Raw genomic sequence first — 22716 nt, forward strand, 5'->3', positions numbered from 1 at the left:
TCCGAGGGTCTTTTTCCGTCATTTCCTGAATGTGTCCAGGACAAATTCCTTGAAGCGCACGGCAGCAGGAGACAAGTAGCCGCCCTGGACCTGGGCCATGCCGATGACGCGCTGGCATTTCGGGCTGCTGATGCGGATTTGCGCGATTTTGCTTTTGTCGATGCCCCGCAAATCGGGCAGCAAGGACACGCCGAGTCCCGCCGAAACCAGCCCTGCTACGGTGGCTGCTTCTTCGCCTTCGAAGGTCACTCGCGGGACTACACCCAGCTGCTCAAACAGCTGGTCTGTCGTTCGCCGCAGGGCGTAGCCCTTTTTCAAAAAGATGAACGACTCCTCGGCAATTTCCGCGAGCAGGATGCTCTCCCGTTCAGCCAGCGGATGTCCGAGCGGAACGATGGCAAACAGTTCTTCGCTCCAGAGCGGCGTCCACAAAATCGGCAGCTTGGTTTCGGTCGGTTCTGCCAACAGGCACAAATCCAGCTCGCCGGCGTCGAGATGCGCAAGCAGCGAGTAGCTGTGATTTTGGATCATGGTGAAGCTGATCGAGGGCGACTTGGCGCGGAAAGAACCGATCAGGTCGGGAATCAGGCTGGTGCCGAGCGTGTGCAAAAAGCCAAGCGCCACTTCCCCGTGATCGGGATGAACGAGATCGCGAAGCTCCTGTTTTCCGTCCTCAAATTCCTTGAGAATCCGGTTGACGCGCTTTAAAAAAAGCTGGCCGTAGCGATTGAGCATAATCGTCCGGCCTTGTCGCTCAAAAAGCGGGACGCCAAGCTCCTCCTCCAGCCGGGCAATGGAGCGGCTAAGTGCAGGCTGGGAAAGCGACATGGCTTCCGCTGCGCGGGTGACGTGCTGGATGCGGGCGAGTGTCTGAAAGTATTCGAGCTGTTGCCATTCCATGGAAGCAACCTCCCTGTATGACGCTGATCTGTCGTCGATTCATTACTTTTGTGCATCAAAATTATGATTACAATAAATTATACATTATGAATTGTCAATGATAGTATAACAGTGAAGCGGGGAGAAACACGGGGAGGTTTCACCATCATGGGACACATCAAGCAAGGCACAGCCACTTTTCGCAAGACGAACCTGGCATTTTTTGCAGCGGGTTTCAATACGTTTGCCATTTTGTACAGCACGCAGCCATTAATGCCTGAATTTACAAAAGAATTTGGTATTTCGCCGACGATGGCAAGCTTGTCGCTTTCGCTGACGACGATCTCTCTTTCGATCAGCATGCTGATTTTCGGGACGGTGTCCGAAGTGTGGGGGCGCAAGCCGGTGATGATCAGCTCGATGCTGGCGGCGTCGCTCTTGTCGATTTTGACGGCATGCAGCACTTCCTACGAGACTTTACTTCTGTACCGCATTATTCAAGGAATTTCATTGGGAGGACTCCCTTCGATCGCCATGGCTTATCTCGGAGAAGAGATGGAACCGAAAAGTCTCGGTGTGGCGATGGGACTATACATCAGCGGGAACTCGCTTGGAGCGGTGTGCGGGCGGATTCTCTCCGGGACGCTCACGGACTTGTTCAACTGGCACGTGGCAATGGGGACAATCAGCCTGATGAGCCTGGTAGCCACACTGGTTTTCTGGATGAGCTTGCCCGCCTCGCAAAATTTTCACGCGCGTGCTCCCGAGCTGCGCAAGCTGGCAGGCTCGATGCTCGCCCACTTGCGGGACCCGGCTCTGCTTTGTCTGTTTGGCATCGGATTTTTGAGCCTTGGCAGCAACGTCGCGCTCTACAACTATATCGGGTATGTGCTGACTGCGCCGCCCTACTCGCTCAGCCAAACGCTCGTAGGCTGGATCTTCATCGTCTTTCTCGTCGGGATGTTCGCTTCCGTCTGGATGGCGAAGCTGGCCGAGAAGTTCGGGCGGACGAAAATGCTGCTCGTCTCTTTGTTGCTGACGCTGATTGGCGCATGCCTGACGCTCGATGCGCATTTGGCTGTCATCGTCGCGGGCCTGCCGATTCTCACCTTTGGCTTTTTCGGCAGCCACTCCATCGCGAGCGGCTGGGTAGGCAAGCGCGCAACCCACGACAAGGCGCAAGCGTCTTCGCTCTACTTGTTCTTTTATTACGCAGGCTCCAGCATTGGCGGGACGATGGGAGGACTTTTCTGGTCTTCGCTCGGCTGGGGTGGCGTCGTCACCATGATCGCCGGATTCATGGCCGTAGCCTTCGTGTTTGCCACAAAATTGTCCAAAGCGATAGCCATTCCGGCGCCTCCGGTTTTGGAGAAGAAGTGGTCGGTGGCGAAGATGAAGTGATAATGAGGAAAAGCCCCAACGGCTTGTTGGGGCTTTTTCTTATGAACTGCGATTCCTCGTAACACTTATCACTGCCGCTAAGTAAAGAATCGCAGCAACGATGGCTCTTAGGAACGAGCGGTCACCAGTGTCATTATTGTAAATGGAAACGGACGCCATTACCACGATGTGGCCAAGTATGTAAACCAATAGGCCGTACAGAAGTTTTTTCCACATAAGGGACCATCCTTTTTCATAATCAAAGCTGTCGTAATCGGGGGATGCCATCTCTATATCTGCAAGGTATTGTACGGTTGAGCGATGGCTGGTGAGTTTCTTTTCGGCTGCAAATACAAGGGCGCTTTTTGCTGTAATTATTTTCCTTTTCATTATATACCAGGAAATTCCGAATGAATATAATTACAAGAAGAAGTGCGAGAAGATCGATAAAAACCTCCGACATAGGACGCTTTGTACTGCCGGAGCAACGAGATTCAGGAAAAAAGAGCCGGGAAACGCTCGGGATTGCAAGTGGAGAGAGATAGGGGTTCACAAACTCGGTAAAAACGTTCAATATTAGCACCATATACGAGAAGACGACAAGATCCAGTTCTATTCATCCCGAAAGGACCTGATCAAAATGACCCTAGGCGGTTTTCAAAGCGGCTTTTCAGCCAGAAAAGTGCCGCGCTCCGAAGTGAAGTGGGAGCAGTTCCTCATTTGCAGTCACGGGTGCGAGGAAGTCATCCAGCTGATCTCCCACGTATCGGGCGAGGTTGAGTTTGAGTTGTGCAAAATCGAGGCGGAGCGAATGGGCAAGGTGTTGCTTGAAGCTGCGAAGACAGAAAGTTTTTGAAACTTCTGGGCCGCTGATCCGTATGTAAGAAGAGAACCGATTACAAAAGGGGAGGCGGAACATGAGCGAAAATCAGGGAGTAAAAATGAGTCCCTTCCAAGCCGGGGGGAAGCTGATCGTCACGATTCTCGTACTTGTCGTTTTGGTCTTGCTCGGGACCCAATCGTTTACCATCATATCAGCTGGTCACAGCGGCGTCGTTTTGCAGCTCGGTGCTGTCCAGCCAAAAGTTTTGCAGGAAGGCATGCACTTCAAAATTCCTTTTATCCAAACGATCGTTCCGATGGAGGTGCGGGTGCAAAAATCGGAGACGAGTCAAACGTCCGCTTCGCGTGACTTGCAAACCGTATCGACGACCATCGCGGTCAACCACCACCTGGACAGCGACAATGTGAACAAACTGTACCAGCAAGTAGGTTTGGAGTACAACAGCCGCATCGTCGACCCGGCTATCGCCGAGGCTTTGAAGGCGGTTACGGCGCAGTACACGGCAGAAGAACTCATTTCCAAGCGTTCCGAAGTGAGCAACAAAGTCAAAGAAGTTTTGCGGCAAAAGCTGTCCACGTACAATATCATTCTGGATGAAATCAACATTCGCGAATTTACGTTCAGCGATGAATTTAACCGCGCAATCGAGTCGAAGCAAGTGGCGGAGCAGCAAGCGCTCAAATCGAAGCTCGACCTGGAGCGGATCAAAATCGAGAAAGAGCAGGAAATCACGCGAGCGCAGGCACAGGCCGAAGCTTTGCGCCTGCAAAAACAAGAAGTGACGCCGGAGCTGATCCAGCTCAGACAGATCGAAGCACAGCTGGAAGCGATCCGCAAATGGGACGGCAAGCTGCCGAACGTCACGGGAGGCGCGACTCCGTTTATCAACGTGGGGAATCAATAACGACCAAACGAAAAGACCATCGGGCTACAGTCGGCCGGATGGTCTTTTTTTTGCAGTGAAAAGCTTGTTAGCGGGTGCTTTCAAACAACTCCAGCCACTCGCCATCCGGTCCGCGGAAAAACATGTAGCGGGAGCCGTTGGGGAGAGTGGTGATCGCCTCGTCGATAAAGGAGACGTCAAGCTGTTTGAGCCGCGCGATTTCTTCTTCCAGGTTGTCCACAGCGAGTGCGAGATGATGAACTTTGCCCTCTACAGGCAGAGAGTCGTTGTAGCCGTGGATCAGCTCCAGCTCGGTTTCCGGGCGGCCGGGGAAGCCGAGGAAAGCGAGCGTGATAACTTGGTTGGAGTGCACCAAGGTGCCTTTTAGCTCCATGCCAATCACGTTCGTATAAAAAGCGATGGACGCATCCAAATCTTTTACCATCAAGCCGACGTGCTCGATTTTTTTGATCGCCACTTTGATTTCCCCCGTTACATTTATTTGCTGGAATACTTCGCAAGCGCTCCGGTTTGCTTCAGGCGCAAGTACAGCCTGTGCAAAATCGTGACCGCTTCCGCACGAGTCAGCATGTCTTGTGCCTCAAATTCTCCGTTGTAGGCTGTCATGATGCCTGTTTTTTGCAAGAGAGCGAGATCGCTGGCGACAATGCCGCTGTAATCATCCGGGATGTGCAGTTCATTGCCGTCTTTGGCGAACAACAGAGGAAACAGCAGGTTCGTTTTATTGCCCGCGTTTTCGTCGTAGCGCCCATCCTCTTGAAGGGGATGGCCCATAAACAGCTCGTCATCTGAGTAAGAGCTGACGACTATGGGAACATCGCGCATGGCAGAAACGATCTGATACACTTCTTCGTTGGACAGATCCTCCTCCGCCAGCATGAACAGCGGGAGAAGGTTGACCGCTCCGATGCGATTCAGCTTGGCGTCAGGGTAGAACAGATACCCTTTCGGGGAGGATTGGACGGCATTCCACCAGGAGATGTTGATGAGCGAGCTGATTTCTTTGTACGCCCAATGATTGCTAGGAACATCGGCAAATTGCTTGATCGAATAGCTGTTATCGTTCGAACCTTGACCAGAGCTGTTCGGTCGGTAGCGATCAAACAGCCGATAAATCATCACGGTCATCTCCGCTTTGTCTACGAATCTCCCTGGCTTGAAGGTGCCATCCGGATAGCCGCTGATCACGCCTTTTCCGACCATAAAGGAAATGGCGTCCTCCGCCCAGCCGTACTCTGCGGAATTGACGTCGGAAAAGCGCGTAGCAGCCTGCGCGGGAGCTGATGTTGCCAGAACAGTGCCAAAAATGAAAACAAAAAATAGCCAGAGCTTTCTTCTCATGTTGCCTCCTTTGCTGATCGCGTTTGGCGAGGATCATACGGGTATGGAATCAGTGCTTCTTTCTAGTATATCGCCTGAACGAAAAAAAGGAAGACTTCACCAATACCGATGACGGCCATCGAACTCTTCTATTGGTGCAGACGGGCCGGATCTGATAGGGTGAAAAGAAAGCAGAGGAGGAATGAGCATGGAGCAACAAATTGCTAGGCTGGAAAAACATTTGCTTGCCGTTGCCCAAACATTTCAGCAGATCGGAGAGGAGAAGGCGGCAAGCCGTCCTGCTCCCGGGAAGTGGTCCGCCAAGGAAATTTTGGGTCATTTGTGCGATTCGGCGATCAACAATTTGCCCCGATTTGTCCGGGCACAGACTGAACAGCCGTATGTGCTTATTCCGTATCAGCAGGATGAATGGGTGAAGGCGCAGGCGTACCAGCAGCGGACCGTTGAAGAGATTGTTCAGCTCTACAGCAGCATGAACCGCGCGATCATCACCGTGATCTCCGTCATGCCAGCATCCGCCTACGACCATTCCTGTACGACTGCCGATGGCACAGCCGTGAGCTTGCAGTGGCTGGTGCAAGATTACGTGGAGCACATGGAGCACCACCTCGACCAGTTGCAGAGGCAAATCAGCTAGAATAGCGATGACGGCTCGCTGCTTCCTTGATCCGAGAGCACAGAAGTAACGATGTGCCGGGAGTCGAACTCACCTTCCGACAGTGCGATGATCGGAGATGTTTTTGCAAAAAGCTTCGAATGGATCTCTGCGGCAGTCAGTCCTTGCTGGTGCAAGTGCACGATCTCTCCCTGCAAATGGAGCAGGTCGTCCAGCTTGCGCGACAACAGAGCTTTTCCCTCGGCGATGTAACCCGCGTGCGCGCAGAACATGGCGCCAAAATCGCGTGTCAGCACCTGGCGAAGCGATTGGATCAGCAGCGGGATGGATTCGTCTTGCAAAATCACTTTCGTTTTCGTCCCGAGAAACAGGTCGCCAGAAAACAGGCGGCCTGTTTGTTTGTCAAAAAACGCGACGTGGTCATGCGCGTGTCCAGGTGTATGGATGACCTCCCAGTCGATGGAACGGGAATGAACAGTCTCTCCCAGAGGCTGTGCGGCAAAAGGCTCGCGCACTCCCCAAACCAATTGGCGATACAGCGGGTAGTCTGCTGGCTGCAAGCATTGCCCTACCCCTTTTTCATGGATGAAAATGGGCACGCCTTTGGTGCTGGCGATCCAGGCTGCGTTGCCGCTGTGATCTTCATGGCTGTGTGTCAAAACAACCGCGTCGAACGAGGCTTGCGAAAAACAGTCGATCAAATCAGTGGCAAGTGATTGCGGGCCAGTATCGATCATCATGCCGTCTGCCACATACACGCAAATGCCGGATTCGCGGCCAGCTCTTTTCACCACGCCTTCCAGGCACAAAACATTTTCATGCTGATGGACTTCTACCACGTTAACACCCCCGTATTTTCTTCATCCTGCTGCCAGATCCGCTTCCGCCCTGCAGTGAACGTATGCTCATTATACTATTGAATGATTATTCAGTCATTTGGCAATCTCTTTTCCTGTCGCTCCAATCGTGTATGATGATTACAGAATGGATTTGGACATGAGGTGAAACACAACATGGCATTGCCTATTGATACCGTGCTGCCGCAGCTGATCGAGACGCTTGCGGCAAGCAACAGCGCGGTGCTGGTCGCAGCTCCCGGCGCGGGAAAGACGACCAGAGTGCCGCTTGCTTTTCTGGAGCAGGCGTGGCTGTCCAACAAGCGCATTCTCATGCTGGAGCCAAGGCGTCTGGCAGCCCGTTCGGCGGCGGGTTACATGGCGCGCAAGCTTGGGGAGCAAGTGGGAGAGACGGTCGGCTATCGGGTCAAGCACGATACGCGAATCGGCCCGAACACGCGGATTGAGGTCATTACGGAGGGTGTCCTGACACGCATGCTTCAGGACGATCCGGGTCTGGAAGCTGTCGGTCTGCTTATTTTTGACGAGTTTCACGAACGCAGCTTGCATGCCGACCTCGGACTTGCCCTCAGTCTTCAGACGCAAAGCCTGTTTCGCCCCGACCTGCGCATTTTGGTCATGTCAGCGACGCTTGCGGCGGAGCCTGTCGCCCGGTTGCTCGGTGACGCTCCGATCATCGTCAGCGAGGGCAGGGCTTTTCCGGTCGAGACGCGCTTTTTGCCCAAACCGCTGAATGGTTCCGTGGAAGAAGAGATCGTCCGTCTCGCGCTCGCGGCGCTTATGCAGGATGAGGGAGACATGCTGGTATTTTTGCCGGGAGCCAAAGAAATCCGCACGACGCAAGCTCTGTTGGCGAAAAGTCAGCTTGGGGCACAGGTGCGCGTATGTCCGTTGTACGGAGCGCTTTCGCAGCAGGAGCAAGATCGGGCGTTGCGTCCCGGGCAGCCAGGAGAGCGCAAAATCGTGCTCGCGACTTCGATCGCGGAAACGAGCCTGACTGTAGAAGGCGTGCGGATTGTCATCGATAGCGGTTTGAAAAGGTATCCGCGCTTTTCTTCGCGCACCGGGATGACGCGACTGGAGACAGGGCGTGTATCGAGATCGTCCGCAGAACAGCGCATGGGCAGGGCGGGCAGGCTGGACACGGGCGTGTGCTATCGGTTGTGGACCGAGCAGGAAGACCGGATGCTTGCCGCGCACGATTCGCCGGAAATCATCGACGCTGACCTAGCGCCGCTTGCTTTGGAGCTTGCGGCTTGGGGCGTGAAGGATGTCGAGGAGCTGCAATGGCTGGATATCCCGCCAAAAGCGGCACTGGCCCAGGCGCAAGAGCTGCTTCAGCAGTTGGGAGCACTGGACGCTCATGGGCAAATAACGGCGCATGGCCGGGTGCTGGCCGGGATGGGACTGCATCCGAGGCTTGGGCAGATGATTCAGCGAGCAAGCGAGCTGGGACTGCTCGATTTGGCTTGCGAATTGGCTGTATTGCTGGAAGAGCGGGATATCGTACGCGGGAGAGGGGCTGCGGCTGACGCGGATATTGGCTCGCGAGTCGAACTTTTGCGGCTCGTGGCAGGAAATCGCGGGGAGGGCCGTTCTGTTCACGGACATGGGCTGCAAGTGGAAGAAGCCGTTTGCAGCAAGCTGTGGAACGACGCGGCGCAGTTGAAGCGGCAGTGGAGAAAAAGCGGGGAGCCAAAGACAAGCGTGAGCGGCGACATCAGCCAGACAGGCAGACTGCTGGCATTTGCTTATCCAGATCGGATCGCGCAGCGCAGGGGCGACGGGCGATATTTGTTGCGCAATGGCCGTGGAGCAGCGTTTGGGCTGGAGCAGCCACTGGCTTTTGCCCCGTATGTAGTAGCGCCGCTTCTTGACGATCAGGGAGTAGACAGCCGCATCATGCTGGCAGCGCAAATCGAAGAGAGCGAACTGCACCAGGACTGGGCCGGGCAGATCAGCGAAGAAACAGCCGTCTGGTGGGATCGTTCCGCTGGCGCTGTGCGGTCGCGTACCCGCAAGAAGCTCGGTGCGCTCATCTTAAAAGAGACGGCGGCAGACCGGGATGACGACGCCGTGTTGCACGCCTTGCTTACCGGCATCAGGACAGAGGGCCTGGCGATACTGCCATGGAGCCGTCACGCCCGCCAGCTCCGGGAGAGGTTGCAGTTCATGAGCGACCTGTTCCCGGAATGGCCTCGCGTCGATGACGAAGCTCTGCTCGCTACGCTGGAAGAATGGCTTGCGCCGCATGTGTACGGCATGCGAAAAAGAGACGAGCTGCAACAGCTGTCTCTGGCTGCCATTTTGGAAGGGATGCTCGGCTGGGACGAACGGCGACAACTGGACGAGTATGCGCCCACCCATGTGCGAGTTCCCAGCGGATCGAACATTCCCGTCGATTACAGCGATCCGGCTGCGCCCAGTCTGTTTGTCCGGCTGCAGGAGCTGTTCGGCTGGCAAGACACGCCGCGCATTGGGCGTGGAAAAGTGCCGCTAACGCTTCACCTGCTGTCTCCGGCACAGCGTCCGGTGCAAGTGACGAAAGACTTGGCGAGTTTTTGGCAGCAAGCGTACTTCGAAGTGAAAAAAGACTTGAAAGGGCGCTACCCGAAGCATTACTGGCCGGACGACCCGCTGACGGCTGTTCCGACAAACAGGACGCGCCCGCAGAACTAACTCATCTGCTTGCGCTGCCAGCACGATCGGGTGATATTTCCCAATTTCGTAGTTCCATGTGAGCAAGTCGGCTTTTCGCTGAAACTTGCGGGCAGGGTAGTTACGTCAGGAACATACCGAGATTCACGTACTACCCTCCACTTTGATTGGGGCTGCCTAGTTTTCCGGCAGCCCTTTTTGTGCGTGCCGGGCACTTTCTCCCCAGCTGTTGCGATAGATCAGTTGTTGCAAGTCTTGCCGCTGTGCCCATTTGTGCAGCTCTAAAAGCGGCCGATCCGGGTAGTGGTCTGTATAGCCAATAGATAGCAAGGCAACCGGATCGATATGCGGCGGGATGTGCAAAATGCGGCGGACGTCTGCTTTTTTGTAAAAGCTCACCCAGCCCATCGCCAAGTCTTCGGCATACGCTGCCAGCCACATGTTCTGGATGGCGCAGCTGACAGACATGATATCTGTCTCGGGGATGGAATTGCGTCCGAGGACGTGGTCGCCGCCCCGCGTCGGATCACAGGTAACGCAGATCGTAATGGGAGCTTCTTTGATCCCTTGAATTTTCAAGTCGAGAAAAGCGGATTCGCGGCCGGTTCCCTCGTAGTGGATCGCGAGCGCCCGCCGTTCTTTGTCTGCACAGTCTGCCAGCTCCTGCTTGATTTGCTCATCCTCCACGAGAATGAAATTCCACGGCTGCATGAAGCCGACGGAAGGAGCGTGGTGAGCAGCGGCGAGAATCATGGCAACTTTTTCAGGCGGAACCGGGTCGCGGCGAAAAGTGCGAATATCCCGCCGATTGCTGATCGCCTTGTACAGGCCGGTTTTTTCTTCCTCGGTCAAACGTTTCATAAGTATAGCCTCCCCAAATCTACTACAGCTTTCTTCATTTTAATGCCAGTCTAGCTATTGATCTAGACATTTGCTTGACATATTCATGTCCTACGCTAGAGAGGGAAGACCTGTCGTTTTCGAGGGGAGAGAAAGTGCAATGACAAACATCTTGATCGTGGAAGACGAACTGCCCATCTCTCGGGTACTAAAAGCGTATCTGGAGAAGCATCAGTTCCAGGTCGAACAGGCTTTTACCGGAGACGAAGCCCAGAGCAAATTCGATGCCTTCAACCCGGCGCTGGTCCTTCTGGACGTCATGCTGCCAGGACGAAGCGGGTGGAGTCTCCTAGAATACATACGTTCCAAAAGTTCTTGTCCCGTCATCATGCTGACGGCACTCGGGCATATCGACAACAAGCTCGCCGGGCTGGAGCAAGGAGCCGACGATTACATTACCAAGCCGTTTATCGCGGATGAAGTCGTTGCGCGGGTCAAGGCTGTGCTTCGCCGTTCCAAGCAAATTATCGAGGGCGATCAGGTCAAGCAGTTTGGCAGTCTCAAAGTCGATTTCAAGGCGTACACCGTTACCTTGCATGGCATTGAGCTGGCGTTTACGCCGAAAGACTTGTCCCTGTTTTTGTTTCTCGCCCAATACAAAAACCAGACATTTACACGCGAGCAGCTGATCGAGCAAGTGTGGGGGATGGATTACGAGGGAAGCGACCGGGCCGTCGATCTCGCCATCAAGCGGATTCGCCGATCGTTGGAGAACTGGCCGGCTTCTGAAGGGGAAATTCGCACGTACCGCGGCTTGGGTTACAAGCTATGTGTCTATGAGTGAGAAAAAGCGGATTACTTTGTTCCGGTATTGGACGACCCGGTATTTGATTACGCTTTGCATCGGCCTGTTGGTCATCGGTATCGCTTCCAGCTTCTGGATCAACTACAGCGAAAAGCAAAAGCGGCTCGACTTCATGCGCTTGATGGCGGCGGAAGTATCGGACCGCGTCGTGGATGCGGACGGAAAAGTCGTCATTTCGCCGTTTTTGTTCCGCTTGCTCGACAGTCGGCAAGAGTCGCTGCGCGTCAATTACAAACCGTTCATGGTCATTTTGGATGCCAATCATCGCGCCGTGTTTGGCGGGCGTGATCCGCTCAACTCTGAACTGCGGCGGATGGCCCAAGACCTGGTGGAAGCAGACGAAAGCATGTCACAGGTGAAGCTGGAACGCGGCGAAGAGTTGCTGTTCGTGAAAAAAAGCATCCGGGTCAACCAGCAAACTGTCGGCTGGGTCATGCTTTTTACCCCGAAGCAAGACTTGATGCGCAGCACGACCGAGTTTCAGTTGATGTTCATCATGCTGATCAGTCTCGGACTGCTCGGCTGGCTCGTCATTTATTTGTTGACGAAAAAGCTGTCTACCCCGATCAAGGACGTAGCAGACGCGGCCAAGCAAATCGTCATGGGCAACTACGAGATTCACTTCGAGAAAGACAGGCGCGAAGAGGAAATTGACGAGCTGATTCATTCGTTCAAAGAGATGGCTGATCGCTTGCGGCAGTTGGAGCTGATGCGCACCGAATTGCTGGCAGGAGTCACGCACGAGCTGAAGACGCCTGTCACGTCGATTAGCGGGCTGGTTCAGGCGGTCAAGGATGATATCGTCAGCGGCGAGGAAGCCAAGGAATTTTTGGAGATATGCGCGAAGGAAACCGTACGCCTGCAAAAAATGGTGGAGGATTTGCTCGACTTCAATTCGTTTGCGGTCGGGGATATCCGCATTCGCCGCGAGCAGCAAAACATGTACGAGCTGGTGCAGGAAATTACGCACCAGTGGCAGATTATGCAGGAGGCGGAGCAGATCGAGCTGTCCATCCAGAAGCCAGCCGAACCGATCATCGTGAACACGGACCCGTTGCGCGTGCAGCAAATTTTGTACAATCTGCTGAACAATGCGGCACAAGCGATGGGCTCGCGAGGGAAGATCGACGTGTCGCTTTCGGTGGTCGGCGAAGAAATTCGCGTAGATGTCAAAGATACGGGGCAAGGAATCCCGGAGGCGGAGCAGCCACTGATTTTCGAGCGGTTTTACCGTGGCGAGGAAAAGAAGCAGGTCGTTCGCGGGCTGGGGCTGGGCTTGTCTTTTAGCAAAATGATCGCGCAGGCGCTCGGGGGCAAGCTGCTGCTTGCGGAAAGCTCCAAGGACGGCAGTACCTTCACCCTTGTTTTGCACCAATAACATAGGCTTGCCACAAGCGACCATGCCAAATCGGCTGGTCGTTTTTCACATCATTCCCATTCATCTGACTTATCCCTGACGTATTCGTTCCGTATATTGATCGCAACAGGGAAGACAAGGTGTTTCCCGCTTATTACGCACAAGGCAGGAGGATTTGATGTGACGCAATCGGAGAAGAAACGGACGTTGTTTTCGGCGGCGCGAAATAGCAAGAAGAAATGGCTCATCGCCGGACTGGCGGTCGCGGTGATCGCGGGAGGGGGCGTGTATGGATACAAAGCGTTTGTGACCCCTGAGCAGGCGCAAGCAGCTTTTCAGGTTGTCACGGTCCAAAAAGGCGACGTCTCCGAAACCGTGCTGGCATCCGGGACCGTTCAGGCTTCCAAGCGTTCCTCGCTATCGTTCTCAGACGCAGAGGACGCCAAAGATTCCATCTCGACCATCCAGGTGAAAATCGGTGACCAGGTCAAAGCGGGACAGGTGCTGGCAACGATGGATGATTCCGTGGCGAAAATCCAAGTGACGAATGCGCAGGCTAATCTGTTGTCCGCGCAAGCCAAGCTGGAAGATGCGCAAAAGCGCAAGAGCACAGCGGAAATTGCCTCGCTCCAGGCGGCGGTCACTCAAGCGAAAAGCGAGCTTGAACTGGCGAAGCAAAACATCGACGGGAAAAAGGCGACAAACGATGTAGCGAAGGCCAAAGCCGCGCTCGAAAATGCGCAGAAGACATTTGACTCGCAAAAAGCGCTGTTTGCGGCAGGAGCCATCTCGCAGACCGAATACGACAACGCGAGCGACTCCTTGGAGCAAGCGAAGCGCGACTACAACTCCGCTACATTGACAGCCGGACAGACGACATCGCAGTCCAGCGTCAAAGTCGATCAGGCGGAGGCAGCCTACCAGACGGCGCAAGAAGCTTTGAAAGAAGCGAATGAAGGCCCGGATTCTGCGACGATCCTCGCAGCGAAGGCAGCGGTAGAGCAGGCGAAAGCCGAGCTGCAAAAAGCGCAGAAGGCTTTGAATGCCGTGACACTGAAAGCGCCGATGGACGGGGTGATCGTTCAGTTGAATGGCAACGTAGGTGAAATTCCCGGCAATGATTTTATTATTATGGATAATTCCAACTCGGGTGACCTTGAGGTGCTGGCGCAAATCAGCCAGAGCGACATCGGAAAAGTAAAAGAAGGTCTGCCCGTGTCTTTTACGACCAGCTCTTATACGGATGATACTTTTACAGGCAAGGTCAAGCTGATTTACCCCGAGGCGAAAACCGATTCGGGTGTGACGAGCTATGATGTGCTGCTGTCTGTGGCAAACAAAGACAACAAGCTGAAGATCGGAATGACGATGAACGTGACGATTGAGCTTGGGACGCACAAGGATGTGCTCTACGTGCCAGCTGCTGCCCTGCAAACGCAAAACGGCAAGGACGGCGTCTACCTGATGGCAGGAGAGCGTTCGGGTACGGCGGCAAATGCAACCGCAACGGCTGCGCAGACTGAGACAAAAACGGAAGCTGCCGACAAGTCGCAAGAAAAGCCGAGAAGTGAGCGAGCCAACAGAATGGCATCGATGCCGTACCATTTCACACCGATCAAAATCGGATTTTTTGCGGCGGATCGGGTAGAGATTTTGGAAGGCTTGAAAGAAGGCGATCGGGTCGTCATCCCGGTCAGCACAAGCACAGCCTCAACGTCCGCCAACTCGGGTAATATGCGCATGGGCGGAAGCGGATTCCCGGGGATGGGCGGAGGCTTCCCTAGCGGCGGAGGCGGCGTCCAGATGAGGGGTCGATAAAAGATGAGACCAGTCATTCAAATCGAAGACTTGAAGAAACAGTATCAGATTGGCGACCAGGAGATCATGGCTTTGCGGGGCGTCAGCCTGACGATTGACGAGGGCGACTTCGTGGCGATCATGGGGCCGTCCGGCTCAGGCAAGTCGTCGATGATGAACGTCATCGGCTGCCTCGATAAACCGACCTCGGGAGAGTTTTATTTGGACGGGCAGCCTGTGTCTTTGGCTCACGATGACGAGCTGGCTGTAATCCGCAATCAGAAGATCGGATTTGTCTTTCAAAATTTCAACTTGCTCCCGCGCACGACTGCGGTAGAAAACGTGGAGCTGCCGCTTCTGTACGGCGGTGCGTCAGCCAAAGAGCGGCGGGAGAGAGCGATCAAGGCACTCATCAGCGTAGGACTGGCCGAGCGGCTGAACAATAAGCCGAATGAGCTGTCTGGCGGCCAGCAGCAGCGGGTGTCGATTGCCCGGGCACTGGTCAACGATCCGGTCATCTTGCTCGCGGACGAACCGACAGGCGCATTGGATACGAAGACGAGCGAAGAGATCATGGGAATTTTCCAGCGGCTGAATGACGCAGGCAAGACGGTGATTCTCGTCACGCATGAGCCGGACATTGCCGAGTATGCCAAACGGATCGTCCGTTTTCGCGACGGTCAGATCATTTCCAATGAAGTGGTACAAGAGCGCAGAATAGCGCAGGCAGAGGAAGTGAGAACATGAGCTTGATTGAATGTGTACGTGTTTCGTTTCGCAGCATCCGGGCAAATGGCTTGCGCTCTGTGCTCACGATGCTGGGGATTATTATCGGGGTGGCAGCCGTTATTGCCATGGTTGCGATCGGGGAAGGAACGTCTTCTTCTGTCGCTTCCCAAATCAACGGACTGGGGAGCAATCTTTTGATCGTCTCGCCGGGACAGGCGACACAAGGCAGGGTAAGCCTCGGGGCCGGGTCGCTGAATACGCTGACGATGGCTGATGCCGAAGCGATCGCCGAGAACGATTCGGTCGCGGGAGTGGCACCGAGCGTCAACGGACGCGCGCAAATCGTCTGGGGAAGCAACAACTACTCCAGCTCACTGGAGGGAACGACTGCCGACTTCCTGCAAGTTCGCAATGCGGAAGTAGCGCAGGGACGCTTTTTCTCGAACTTTGAGGTGACGAGGCAGTTCAACGTGGCTGTCGTCGGGACCGAGGTCGTCAGCAATCTGTTCAAAAATGCGACGACAAACCCGATCGGGCAAACCGTTCAAATCAACCGGGTTCCTTTTACAATCATCGGGGTGTTGAAAAGTCAGGGCAGCTCGGGGATGACGAACAATGACGACAGAATCCTCATTCCGATTACGACCGCGATGAGCCGTCTGACGGGGGGCAAAAATGTCGGCACGATCTACGTGTCCGCTGCTTCCTCTGATGTCATGGACAAAGCGCAGCAAGACATCCGCCAGACGTTGCGCGCCAAACATAACTTGCGGCCGCAAAAAGAAGATGATTTCCGCATTACCTCCCAGTCCGACATTTTGAGCACAGCGCAGGAAGTGTCCAGCTCCATGACGGCGCTGTTGTCCGGCATTGCCGCGATCTCGCTTATTGTCGGCGGGATAGGCGTCATGAACATCATGCTGGTGTCCGTGACGGAGCGCACCCGGGAAATCGGCATTCGCAAGGCGATCGGAGCCAAGCGCCGAGACATTTTGCGCCAGTTTTTGATCGAGGCGGTCACTCTCAGCCTGATTGGCGGCATTTTAGGGATCGCCTTCGGTGTAGGGGCGGCGCTGTTGATCAGCAAGCTCGGATCGCTTTCGACCTCGATCAGTCTCACCCCGATTTTGTACGCCTTTTTGACCTCGTCATTGGTCGGCGTCATCTTCGGTGTCTATCCAGCGCGCAAGGCAGCCCAGTTAAAGCCGATCGATGCGCTGCGGTATGAGTAAGTGTGTATTTTTTCCAATCGGGGCATACTAGCTTCGGTGAGGTGTTTGTACAGATGGAGAAAAACGTCCAATTTTCCGTGTCGTGGCGAGAAGCAGTGCGCATCTTGAAACGGCTGAAAACGAGCAAATTGCGGTATGTTGTCAGGCAGCATGCGGGGAAAGCGGGCGTCGCCTTTGTCTTTCCGCGAGTCAGTGTCAGCCAATACGTCTATTTGTACATCATCTTTGGGCCGAGAGCTGCTGATGTGATGGACAAGGATACGAAGTAGCAGGGAATCCCTGATCGGATAGTCGGGTCAGGGGTTCGCTATTTTTCCGCTTTTTCTATCTATTTTCCCACTATTTCGCTATAAAACAAAACCTGACACTTTTCGATAGAAGAGTTTCATAGTACAATTCCAATATGAACGAACTTGGGGAAGTTCGGGATGGCGGTACCCAAACTGTGCAGGAGGGCCGCCTACTTTTTTTCAAGAGCGGGCGAATGTGGCTTTGCAGGTGGATAGAACAGGTTTTTTTGCCTAAACATACAGCTAGACCCGATAGGTACTTGGATATACAATAATCGTATTCACGTGAATACTTCCGTACTACCCTTCCCAGGAGCATATCCTGGGTTTTTTGTTGTCCAAAAACAGCAAACAGCCACCCGAAGTTGCTCATCTGGCTGGCTGTTACGATGCGGGTGTCTTGGGGGAAAAGCTGCCTTTGAGCAGGGCGTCAATCAACTGCTCCTGTGAGAGCGAAATAGAGATTCCGGGATCGGGAAGATCGGCGTGAAAACAGTCTTCCTTGTGCAAATACCAGAGGGAGCCTGTTGGCTGAAGAAGATAGAGGCGGATGTTTTCCCGGCGTTGCCGCCCAGTTTTGGCGATGTCCCGCAAAGCGGTAAAAAGCTCGCCCCACACGGGTAAATAAGGCTTTGTTTTGGATTGGATAATCGCGCGAAGCAAATGCTGTTTGGCGAGGGAAATCGAGTCAGTCGGGTGGTTTTCCACAGAGGGCATGTCGCTTGCTCCTTTTGTGAAGATTGTCGAATCGCAGGAGAATGAGTATAACCTACAAAATGGAAGTTGACGAACTTTGTCGAATATAAAGATAAGTGTAAAATAGACTGCCCCGCGATGCAAGAGGATAGCTGGCGCAAGTGTGCTGACATTTGACGACTGCTGCCGATTTCGTTAGCATAAGTACAGCACATTTTGCAAAAAAAGACATAGACCAATGCGGGAGTTGAGAGCCATGGCATCAAAACAGCGGCTGCTGATCGATTTTAGCGGTGACTCCGATCAAGCGATAGGGCTGTTGTATGCACTACAGTCGCCAAAGGTTCAAGTGAGCGGAATTATCGTGAGCGATGCCGAGCCAGATCGCGGCATCCAGCTGGCACGCAGACTGGTAGATCAGGTTCGGCCAGGTGAAGAGATTCCTGTCATGGCAGGAACGCAACAGCCGCTATTTCGCGGGGAAGCCGATCGCGCGGCTGATTCCGTCATGACCAGTGAAGCGGTCACCTTTTTGACTGAGCTTGTGCCCGATCCGGACAACCCGCTCACGCTCGTTACTTTAGGGCGTCTGACGACCGTGGCCAAGGCGATTGCCAGAAAGCCTGAGTGGCTGCAAGCTGTGCAGCGAATCGTCGTGCGCGGGGGAGCGATCCGCGTGCCGGGAGATGTGACGGCTATTGCGGAAGCCAATTTGCATGCCGACCCGGAGGCTGCTGCTTTTGTTCTCGCTGCGAAAGGGCCGCTTTTGTTCGTTCCGCTTGATGCGACCGAATCGCTCGGCTTGACGGATGAACAGGCGGCGTTGTTGGCGAAAACGGTAAGGGGAACCACAGCCACTGGAAAAGCAGGCACTGTAAAAAGCGTGCTGGGAGCGATGATTGCGGCTGTAGCGCCTGAACAGATCGAAACCGAGCGGCTGAAGCTGAGCATCGATTGCCACAGCCCACTGTCTCGCGGCGCTCTTATTGCCGACCTGCGGGCCAAGCCAAGTGCAGGAACAGATGCCGACGTCTGCATGGCGATACAATCCGAAGCGATCGAAACTTGGGCCTGGCAGCTGACGGAGGGGGAGGACAGAGCATGAAAAAGGTCATTCTGGACGTAGATACGGGAATCGATGACGCACTCGCGATCTCTTACGCCGTACATTCCCCTCATTTAGAAGTGTGCGGCATCAACACGACCTTCGGGAACATTACTGTCGAGGAAGCGACGAGAAATACGCTGCAAATGCTGGAGCTGCTCGGGGCTACCCACATACCTGTCTACCAGGGATCGTCTCGTCCGATCGTGCGCGAGCTGACGGGCAAGGCGAGGCTGTTTCACGGGGAAAACGGGCTTGGCAACGTCGTGTTGCCTGAACCGACTGCAACTGCGCAGCCAGAGAGCGCCACGCAGTTTCTGATTTCGACGATCAAGGCGAATCCCCATCAAGTCACGCTGATCACGGTAGGCAGCATGACGAACCTCGCCCGGGCGATTATGGCGGCGCCAGAAATCGTGACACTCATCGAGCAGGTCGTCGTAATGGGCGGAGCGGTCAGTGTGCCCGGCAATCGCACTCCGGTCGCGGAAGCCAATATATGCGCCGACCCGGAAGCGGCTGCCTTTGTGTTTCAATCAGGCATCCCGCTGACGATGGTCGGACTGGATGTGACGATGCAGACGTTGCTCACCCGCGATCATCTGCGGGAATGGAGAGCGCTGGATACACCGCTTGCCCATGTGTTCGCTGATATGTGCCAGGTGTATATGGACGCGTATGCCACAGTCGGCAACCTGCGCGGCTGCGGCTTGCACGATCCGCTGGCGGTCGGCGTGGTGATCGACCCGACTTTCGTGAAAAAAGTGCCGATGCACGTCGAGGTGGATACGTCCGGCGGCGCGAGCGATGCCCGCACGATTGGCGACAGACGGGCCAATCCGGCCAAGCCTGCGAATGTGCAAGTGTGCCTGGAAGTAGACCACGAGCGGTTTGTCGAACATTTTTTGCAGCATGTACTGGGACATTAAGGAGGAATTTGCATGTTAAAAGAATTTAAAGAGTTTGCTTTAAAAGGCAATGTACTGGATCTCGCTATCGGGGTCGTCATCGGGGGAGCCTTCGGAAAAATCGTGACCTCGCTCGTCAACGACATCATTACGCCGTTAATCGGTCTGTTGCTGGGCAAAGTTGACTTTACCAATCTGTTTATTACGTTGAGCGGCGGAGATTTCCCTACGCTGGCGGAAGCCAAAAAAGGCGGAGCAGCGACGCTGAACTACGGACTTTTCCTTAATTCTGTCATCGATTTTCTGATTATCGCCTTCTCGATCTTCATCGTGATCAAACAGCTGAACCGCTTCAAGCGCAAGCAAGAAGTCGTTCAGGCGCCGGTAACAACCAAGGAGTGCCCGCACTGCATCACGTCCATTCCGATCAAGGCAACCCGCTGCCCGCATTGCACCTCCATGCTGGACGGGAACAAAGCTGCACTGGCGCACGAGTAAGCGGGGGCGCAAGTCAAACGCGCAATCACACAATCACAACGATCATGGAAACGACAAAAGCAAGCCGACCAAAAGGAGCGGCTTGCTTTTGTTTTGTTTGCAACCGAATGTTTACCGTCAAAAGGATGCAGCTAGTTTTTGATAATGTTCGGATTTTGCGGGACTTTTCCGGCCTGCGATTTTTTGGACAGGTGCGTGTACAGCTTGATGTATTGGCCGACGAGGATGGCGTTGATAATCGTTCCTTCGCGGATGAACTTGATTTCGCCGAGGAACAGCAGGCCGATACATGCCGAGGCGACCAAAAGGGAGCAGTCGAATGCGGTCTTGATGTTCCCCCATTTCCACCCGGTTTTTTGGAACAGCGTATTGACGAACAAATCGACGGGAATCAGGACCAGGTTCGCCTGGAGCATGAGAAACAGTCCAAAGGCGAGAGCCGCGTCAGCGACAATCAGCAGCATGACTTTTGCCGCGTACAAATCCAACTGGATGAAGCCGGTCAACAGCAAGTTCAGGTCGAGAAACAGGCTGAGGGCAAGCGCCGGGATCAATCCGGCAAAATACTTGAGCTGGAACGCCTTTGGCATGACGAGAAAGGCAAGCAAAAGCATGAGCAGCTCCAGCATGAAAGAATAAGTGCCTTGGGTCAAGTTTGGATAAATGACAGTGAGCGTCCGGGTAAGGCTGCTCTGCGGCGAAATACCGATTCCCGCCCGGATCGCCAGGCTGATGCCAAGAGTCAGGATATAAATGCCGACCAAGTAAATGATCCACCGTTTGGTCAAACTGCCCTTCAGTTGCAGTTCCGTCGAATCCCCGTGAGTGTGCATATACCAATCCCTCTTTCTAAAGAAGTTTTATGATGCTGACAGCAAACCACCAGGCGTGAAAATGGGGAGGGAAAGTAGCGCGAGCAGGATACGATACAGCGTGAGATAGCAAATGTTCCCCCGAAATGTGCGCAGGCATGGGGGAGATGAGGCTTTTTGAGAGATCATCCCCCCATACGTTAAAGCGCTTTCTTTTTTTGTGAAAAGGATTCAGGCAAAAAAGATTCCGATGATTCAGACAGTGAATGACAGTCTTGACGAGCTTTGCCATTATTCCATGAAGCGGAAGCGGTGCAGGGAGATAAACAGGCTGAGCAGCTTGTTTACAACAGGTTCGCCTTCGTTGCGGTTGCCCATCTCTTCCAGAGCGGCGTCGATGGCATCGGCGCTTTGCGTCAGTTCGCTGACAGTCATGTTCGCCATCACCCCGTAAATTTCCAGCGGCAGCACGCTTTTGTTGGTCTTGTTATCGGTGACGATGCAAGCTCCGGAATACTTGTCCACTTCTTTGGCGCAATAGCACATTTCCTCGCTTTCTTGCCCGACGACGACGAAGTACGGGATCGGTGCTGGCCAGGAGGTTGCCACAGCGCCGTGTTCCACGTAAACGCCTTTGAACAAACCGTTGACAATATGGCGTTTGCCATCGGCATAGCGGCGAATGACAGACAGGCGGCTCAATTTTTCGCCTTCATGCTCCGCGACGACTTTGCCGTCTACTACAGGCACCCAGATTTCCTGATAAAACTTGGCGTGGCCGCGGCCGTATACGTCAAACAGGTACACTTTGGCTTGTTGCCCGTCTTCGGACAGTTCCAGCGGCACGATGTCAAGCTGCTCCGGCGTCAAGTCGTCCAGCCCGGTGACGCCTTTTGTGCACATGGCAGAGTAGTCGATGTCGGCATTTTTCAACATTTTTCTGTCTTTGGCAATCAATTCCCCGTCCTTGAAGACGTACAGCGGGTTGATTTGCGACAAGCTATCTGTCAACACGATATCGGCAAAACGGCCTGGTGTCAAAGAGCCGATTTGATGATCCATGTTAAACGATTTCGCCGTGTTGTAGGAAGCCATTTTGATCGCCTTGATCGGATTGATGCCCATTTGGGTGCAGAGGGAGATGATCCAATCCATGTGTCCCATTTTCAACAAGCGCTCAATCGAGATGTTGTCGGTGCAGAGCATGAAGTTTTCCGTCGGGAACTTGCGGTCGACGATGGAGCGGAGCAATGTTTTGATGACTTCGCTGCTGCCGACGCCAAATTTGATTTGGGTAGGGAAGCCGTAGCGGATGCTTTTTTCGATGTCGTCTCCGTTCCAGACGTCATGGTTGTTCGATACCCCGATGGCTGGCAAGTAGTTCAGCACCATGTCTGGCAGAGCGGTCAAGCCCCAGTGGCCATTCATGAAGCCGCCTTTGGCCCGCACCCACGCTGCTTTCTGGAAATCGTCCTCATCGCCTTTGCTGTAGGTGAAATGCTCGAACTCGCCCAAACCGATGACTGGCTCCATCTCCAGCACTTCTTTGGTCACCCAAGCTGCGGTCTTTTTGCCAGGCGCAAAAGCGTACAGGCGATACGGCAGCTTGTCGTAATCGCGGAACAAGTTTTGCGCCGCGCGCACGCCATCTTCGCCAGCAGCACTGAGGAGGTCCAGACATTCTGCAAAAATCGTCGTCGTCCCGCAAGGCACCATCGCTTCCGCAAGCGCCGTCGGATGAGCGAGCTGCGATTCGAAGTGCAGGTGGGCATCGATCAAGCCTGGAATGGCATACAGTCCTTGACCGTCAAATACTTCTTTTACCTGGATGACCGATTCGTCCGGGTTGAGCGCAACGATTCGTTTGTCGTAAATCAAGAGGGAGCCATGGTAGACGGTTTCTCCGTGAACATCCAAAATGTTCAGGTTTTTCAGGAGCAGGTCGGCTTCCTTTTTCCCGTGCAAAATATCGAAGATCGCACGGACTTTTTCAAGGTGGTTGATTTCTGTTTGCTTCATGGCTGAGTTCTTCCTTTCCTTGGCAAAAATTTTATATAAGTAGAGCTAGGCTCTGCACTTATCGGGAGTAGGGTGATGATCGTTAGTTA

22 protein-coding genes are annotated in these 22716 nt (G+C 54.1%); 14 read left to right on the top strand and 8 right to left on the bottom strand.

Annotated elements, in window-relative coordinates; genetic code table 11:
• Window positions 1-18 precede the first annotated feature (18 nt).
• Window positions 19-900 carry a LysR family transcriptional regulator gene (locus tag M2298_RS01730; RefSeq protein WP_122963031.1) on the bottom strand — a complete coding sequence of 294 codons (882 nt, stop codon included), beginning with the start codon at window positions 898-900 and terminating at the stop codon, window positions 19-21.
• A 147-nt stretch (window positions 901-1047) separates the two neighbouring features.
• Between M2298_RS01730 and M2298_RS01735 the strand changes: the two genes are divergently transcribed.
• From M2298_RS01735 to M2298_RS01745, 3 genes are all read left to right on the top strand, one after another.
• Complete coding sequence (locus M2298_RS01735) at window positions 1048-2280, top strand: MFS transporter (RefSeq protein ID WP_280648151.1); 1233 nt, start codon at window positions 1048-1050, stop codon at window positions 2278-2280.
• Between the two features lie 619 nt (window positions 2281-2899).
• Window positions 2900-3115 carry a hypothetical protein gene (locus tag M2298_RS01740; protein ID WP_173596149.1) on the top strand — a complete coding sequence of 72 codons (216 nt, stop codon included), beginning with the start codon at window positions 2900-2902 and terminating at the stop codon, window positions 3113-3115.
• 61 nt (window positions 3116-3176) lie between these two features.
• Window positions 3177-4007 (top strand): prohibitin family protein, encoded by an 831-nt coding sequence (locus tag M2298_RS01745; RefSeq protein ID WP_122963035.1) that lies wholly within the window; start codon window positions 3177-3179, stop codon window positions 4005-4007.
• A gap of 67 nt (window positions 4008-4074) precedes the next feature.
• Here M2298_RS01745 and M2298_RS01750 read toward each other — a convergent pair whose 3' ends face one another.
• Window positions 4075-4464, bottom strand: a complete 390-nt coding sequence (locus M2298_RS01750) for a VOC family protein (protein WP_063228603.1) — start codon at window positions 4462-4464, stop codon at window positions 4075-4077.
• A 20-nt stretch (window positions 4465-4484) separates the two neighbouring features.
• Window positions 4485-5348 carry an S-layer homology domain-containing protein gene (locus M2298_RS01755; protein ID WP_122963036.1) on the bottom strand — a complete coding sequence of 288 codons (864 nt, stop codon included), beginning with the start codon at window positions 5346-5348 and terminating at the stop codon, window positions 4485-4487.
• A 187-nt stretch (window positions 5349-5535) separates the two neighbouring features.
• Between M2298_RS01755 and M2298_RS01760 the strand changes: the two genes are divergently transcribed.
• Window positions 5536-5985, top strand: coding sequence for a DinB family protein (locus M2298_RS01760; protein ID WP_173596151.1), 450 nt, complete (start codon window positions 5536-5538; stop codon window positions 5983-5985).
• Here the strand turns inward: M2298_RS01760 and M2298_RS01765 are convergent.
• On the bottom strand, window positions 5982-6803 hold the full coding sequence (locus M2298_RS01765; RefSeq protein WP_122963038.1) for an MBL fold metallo-hydrolase: 822 nt from the start codon (window positions 6801-6803) through the stop codon (window positions 5982-5984). The genes M2298_RS01760 and M2298_RS01765 overlap by 4 nt on opposite strands.
• A 174-nt stretch (window positions 6804-6977) precedes the next feature.
• On the opposite strand from M2298_RS01765, the gene hrpB reads away from it, so the two are divergent.
• A complete protein-coding gene (gene hrpB / locus M2298_RS01770; protein WP_242772220.1) occupies window positions 6978-9500 on the top strand; it encodes an ATP-dependent helicase HrpB in 2523 nt (840 codons plus the stop codon).
• 156 nt (window positions 9501-9656) lie between these two features.
• Here the strand turns inward: hrpB and bluB are convergent, their stop codons facing one another.
• Window positions 9657-10340 (bottom strand): 5,6-dimethylbenzimidazole synthase, encoded by a 684-nt coding sequence (gene bluB / locus M2298_RS01775; RefSeq protein WP_063228607.1) that lies wholly within the window; start codon window positions 10338-10340, stop codon window positions 9657-9659.
• A gap of 139 nt (window positions 10341-10479) precedes the next feature.
• Here bluB and M2298_RS01780 point away from each other — a divergent pair, with 139 nt between their 5' ends.
• The 6 genes from M2298_RS01780 (at window position 10480) to M2298_RS01805 (ending at window position 16568) form a co-directional block, all read left to right on the top strand.
• Window positions 10480-11163 (top strand): response regulator transcription factor, encoded by a 684-nt coding sequence (locus M2298_RS01780; protein ID WP_122963040.1) that lies wholly within the window; start codon window positions 10480-10482, stop codon window positions 11161-11163.
• Window positions 11156-12562 (top strand): HAMP domain-containing sensor histidine kinase, encoded by a 1407-nt coding sequence (locus tag M2298_RS01785; protein ID WP_122963041.1) that lies wholly within the window; start codon window positions 11156-11158, stop codon window positions 12560-12562. Before M2298_RS01780 ends, M2298_RS01785 begins: the two co-directional genes overlap by 8 nt.
• Window positions 12563-12721: 159 nt before the next feature.
• A complete protein-coding gene (locus M2298_RS01790) occupies window positions 12722-14359 on the top strand; it encodes an efflux RND transporter periplasmic adaptor subunit (protein WP_274875041.1) in 1638 nt (545 codons plus the stop codon).
• Window positions 14360-14362: 3 nt separating this feature from the next.
• Window positions 14363-15085, top strand: coding sequence for an ABC transporter ATP-binding protein (locus M2298_RS01795; protein ID WP_122963043.1), 723 nt, complete (start codon window positions 14363-14365; stop codon window positions 15083-15085).
• Window positions 15082-16299, top strand: coding sequence for an ABC transporter permease (locus M2298_RS01800; RefSeq protein WP_122963044.1), 1218 nt, complete (start codon window positions 15082-15084; stop codon window positions 16297-16299). The genes M2298_RS01795 and M2298_RS01800 overlap by 4 nt, the downstream gene beginning before the upstream one ends.
• 53 nt (window positions 16300-16352) lie before the next feature.
• Window positions 16353-16568, top strand: coding sequence for a hypothetical protein (locus tag M2298_RS01805; RefSeq protein WP_063228613.1), 216 nt, complete (start codon window positions 16353-16355; stop codon window positions 16566-16568).
• A gap of 405 nt (window positions 16569-16973) precedes the next feature.
• On the opposite strand, the gene M2298_RS01810 is transcribed toward M2298_RS01805, so the two are convergent.
• Entirely contained in the window at window positions 16974-17306 is a 333-nt protein-coding gene (locus M2298_RS01810; RefSeq protein ID WP_173596155.1) for a protein kinase family protein, read from the bottom strand.
• 235 nt (window positions 17307-17541) lie between these two features.
• Here M2298_RS01810 and M2298_RS01815 point away from each other — a divergent pair, with 235 nt between their 5' ends.
• The 3 genes from M2298_RS01815 to mscL are packed head-to-tail and all read left to right on the top strand — an operon-like array spanning window position 17542 to window position 19796.
• The gene (locus M2298_RS01815; RefSeq protein ID WP_173598389.1) at window positions 17542-18390 is read left to right on the top strand and encodes a nucleoside hydrolase; all 849 of its coding nucleotides are present in this window, start codon (window positions 17542-17544) and stop codon (window positions 18388-18390) included.
• Window positions 18387-19319, top strand: coding sequence for a nucleoside hydrolase (locus M2298_RS01820; RefSeq protein ID WP_122963047.1), 933 nt, complete (start codon window positions 18387-18389; stop codon window positions 19317-19319). Before M2298_RS01815 ends, M2298_RS01820 begins: the two co-directional genes overlap by 4 nt.
• 12 nt (window positions 19320-19331) lie before the next feature.
• On the top strand, window positions 19332-19796 hold the full coding sequence (gene mscL / locus M2298_RS01825) for a large-conductance mechanosensitive channel protein MscL (RefSeq protein ID WP_063228617.1): 465 nt from the start codon (window positions 19332-19334) through the stop codon (window positions 19794-19796).
• A gap of 131 nt (window positions 19797-19927) precedes the next feature.
• Here the strand turns inward: mscL and M2298_RS01830 are convergent, their stop codons facing one another.
• A complete protein-coding gene (locus M2298_RS01830) occupies window positions 19928-20629 on the bottom strand; it encodes a YczE/YyaS/YitT family protein (protein ID WP_122963048.1) in 702 nt (233 codons plus the stop codon).
• Window positions 20630-20899: 270 nt separating this feature from the next.
• Entirely contained in the window at window positions 20900-22627 is a 1728-nt protein-coding gene (locus M2298_RS01835) for an amidohydrolase family protein (protein WP_122963049.1), read from the bottom strand.
• Window positions 22628-22716 lie beyond the last annotated feature (89 nt).

The sequence above is a fragment of the Brevibacillus sp. 1238 genome (assembly GCF_029892995.1).
Taxonomy (GTDB): Bacteria; Bacillota; Bacilli; order Brevibacillales; family Brevibacillaceae; genus Brevibacillus; species Brevibacillus parabrevis.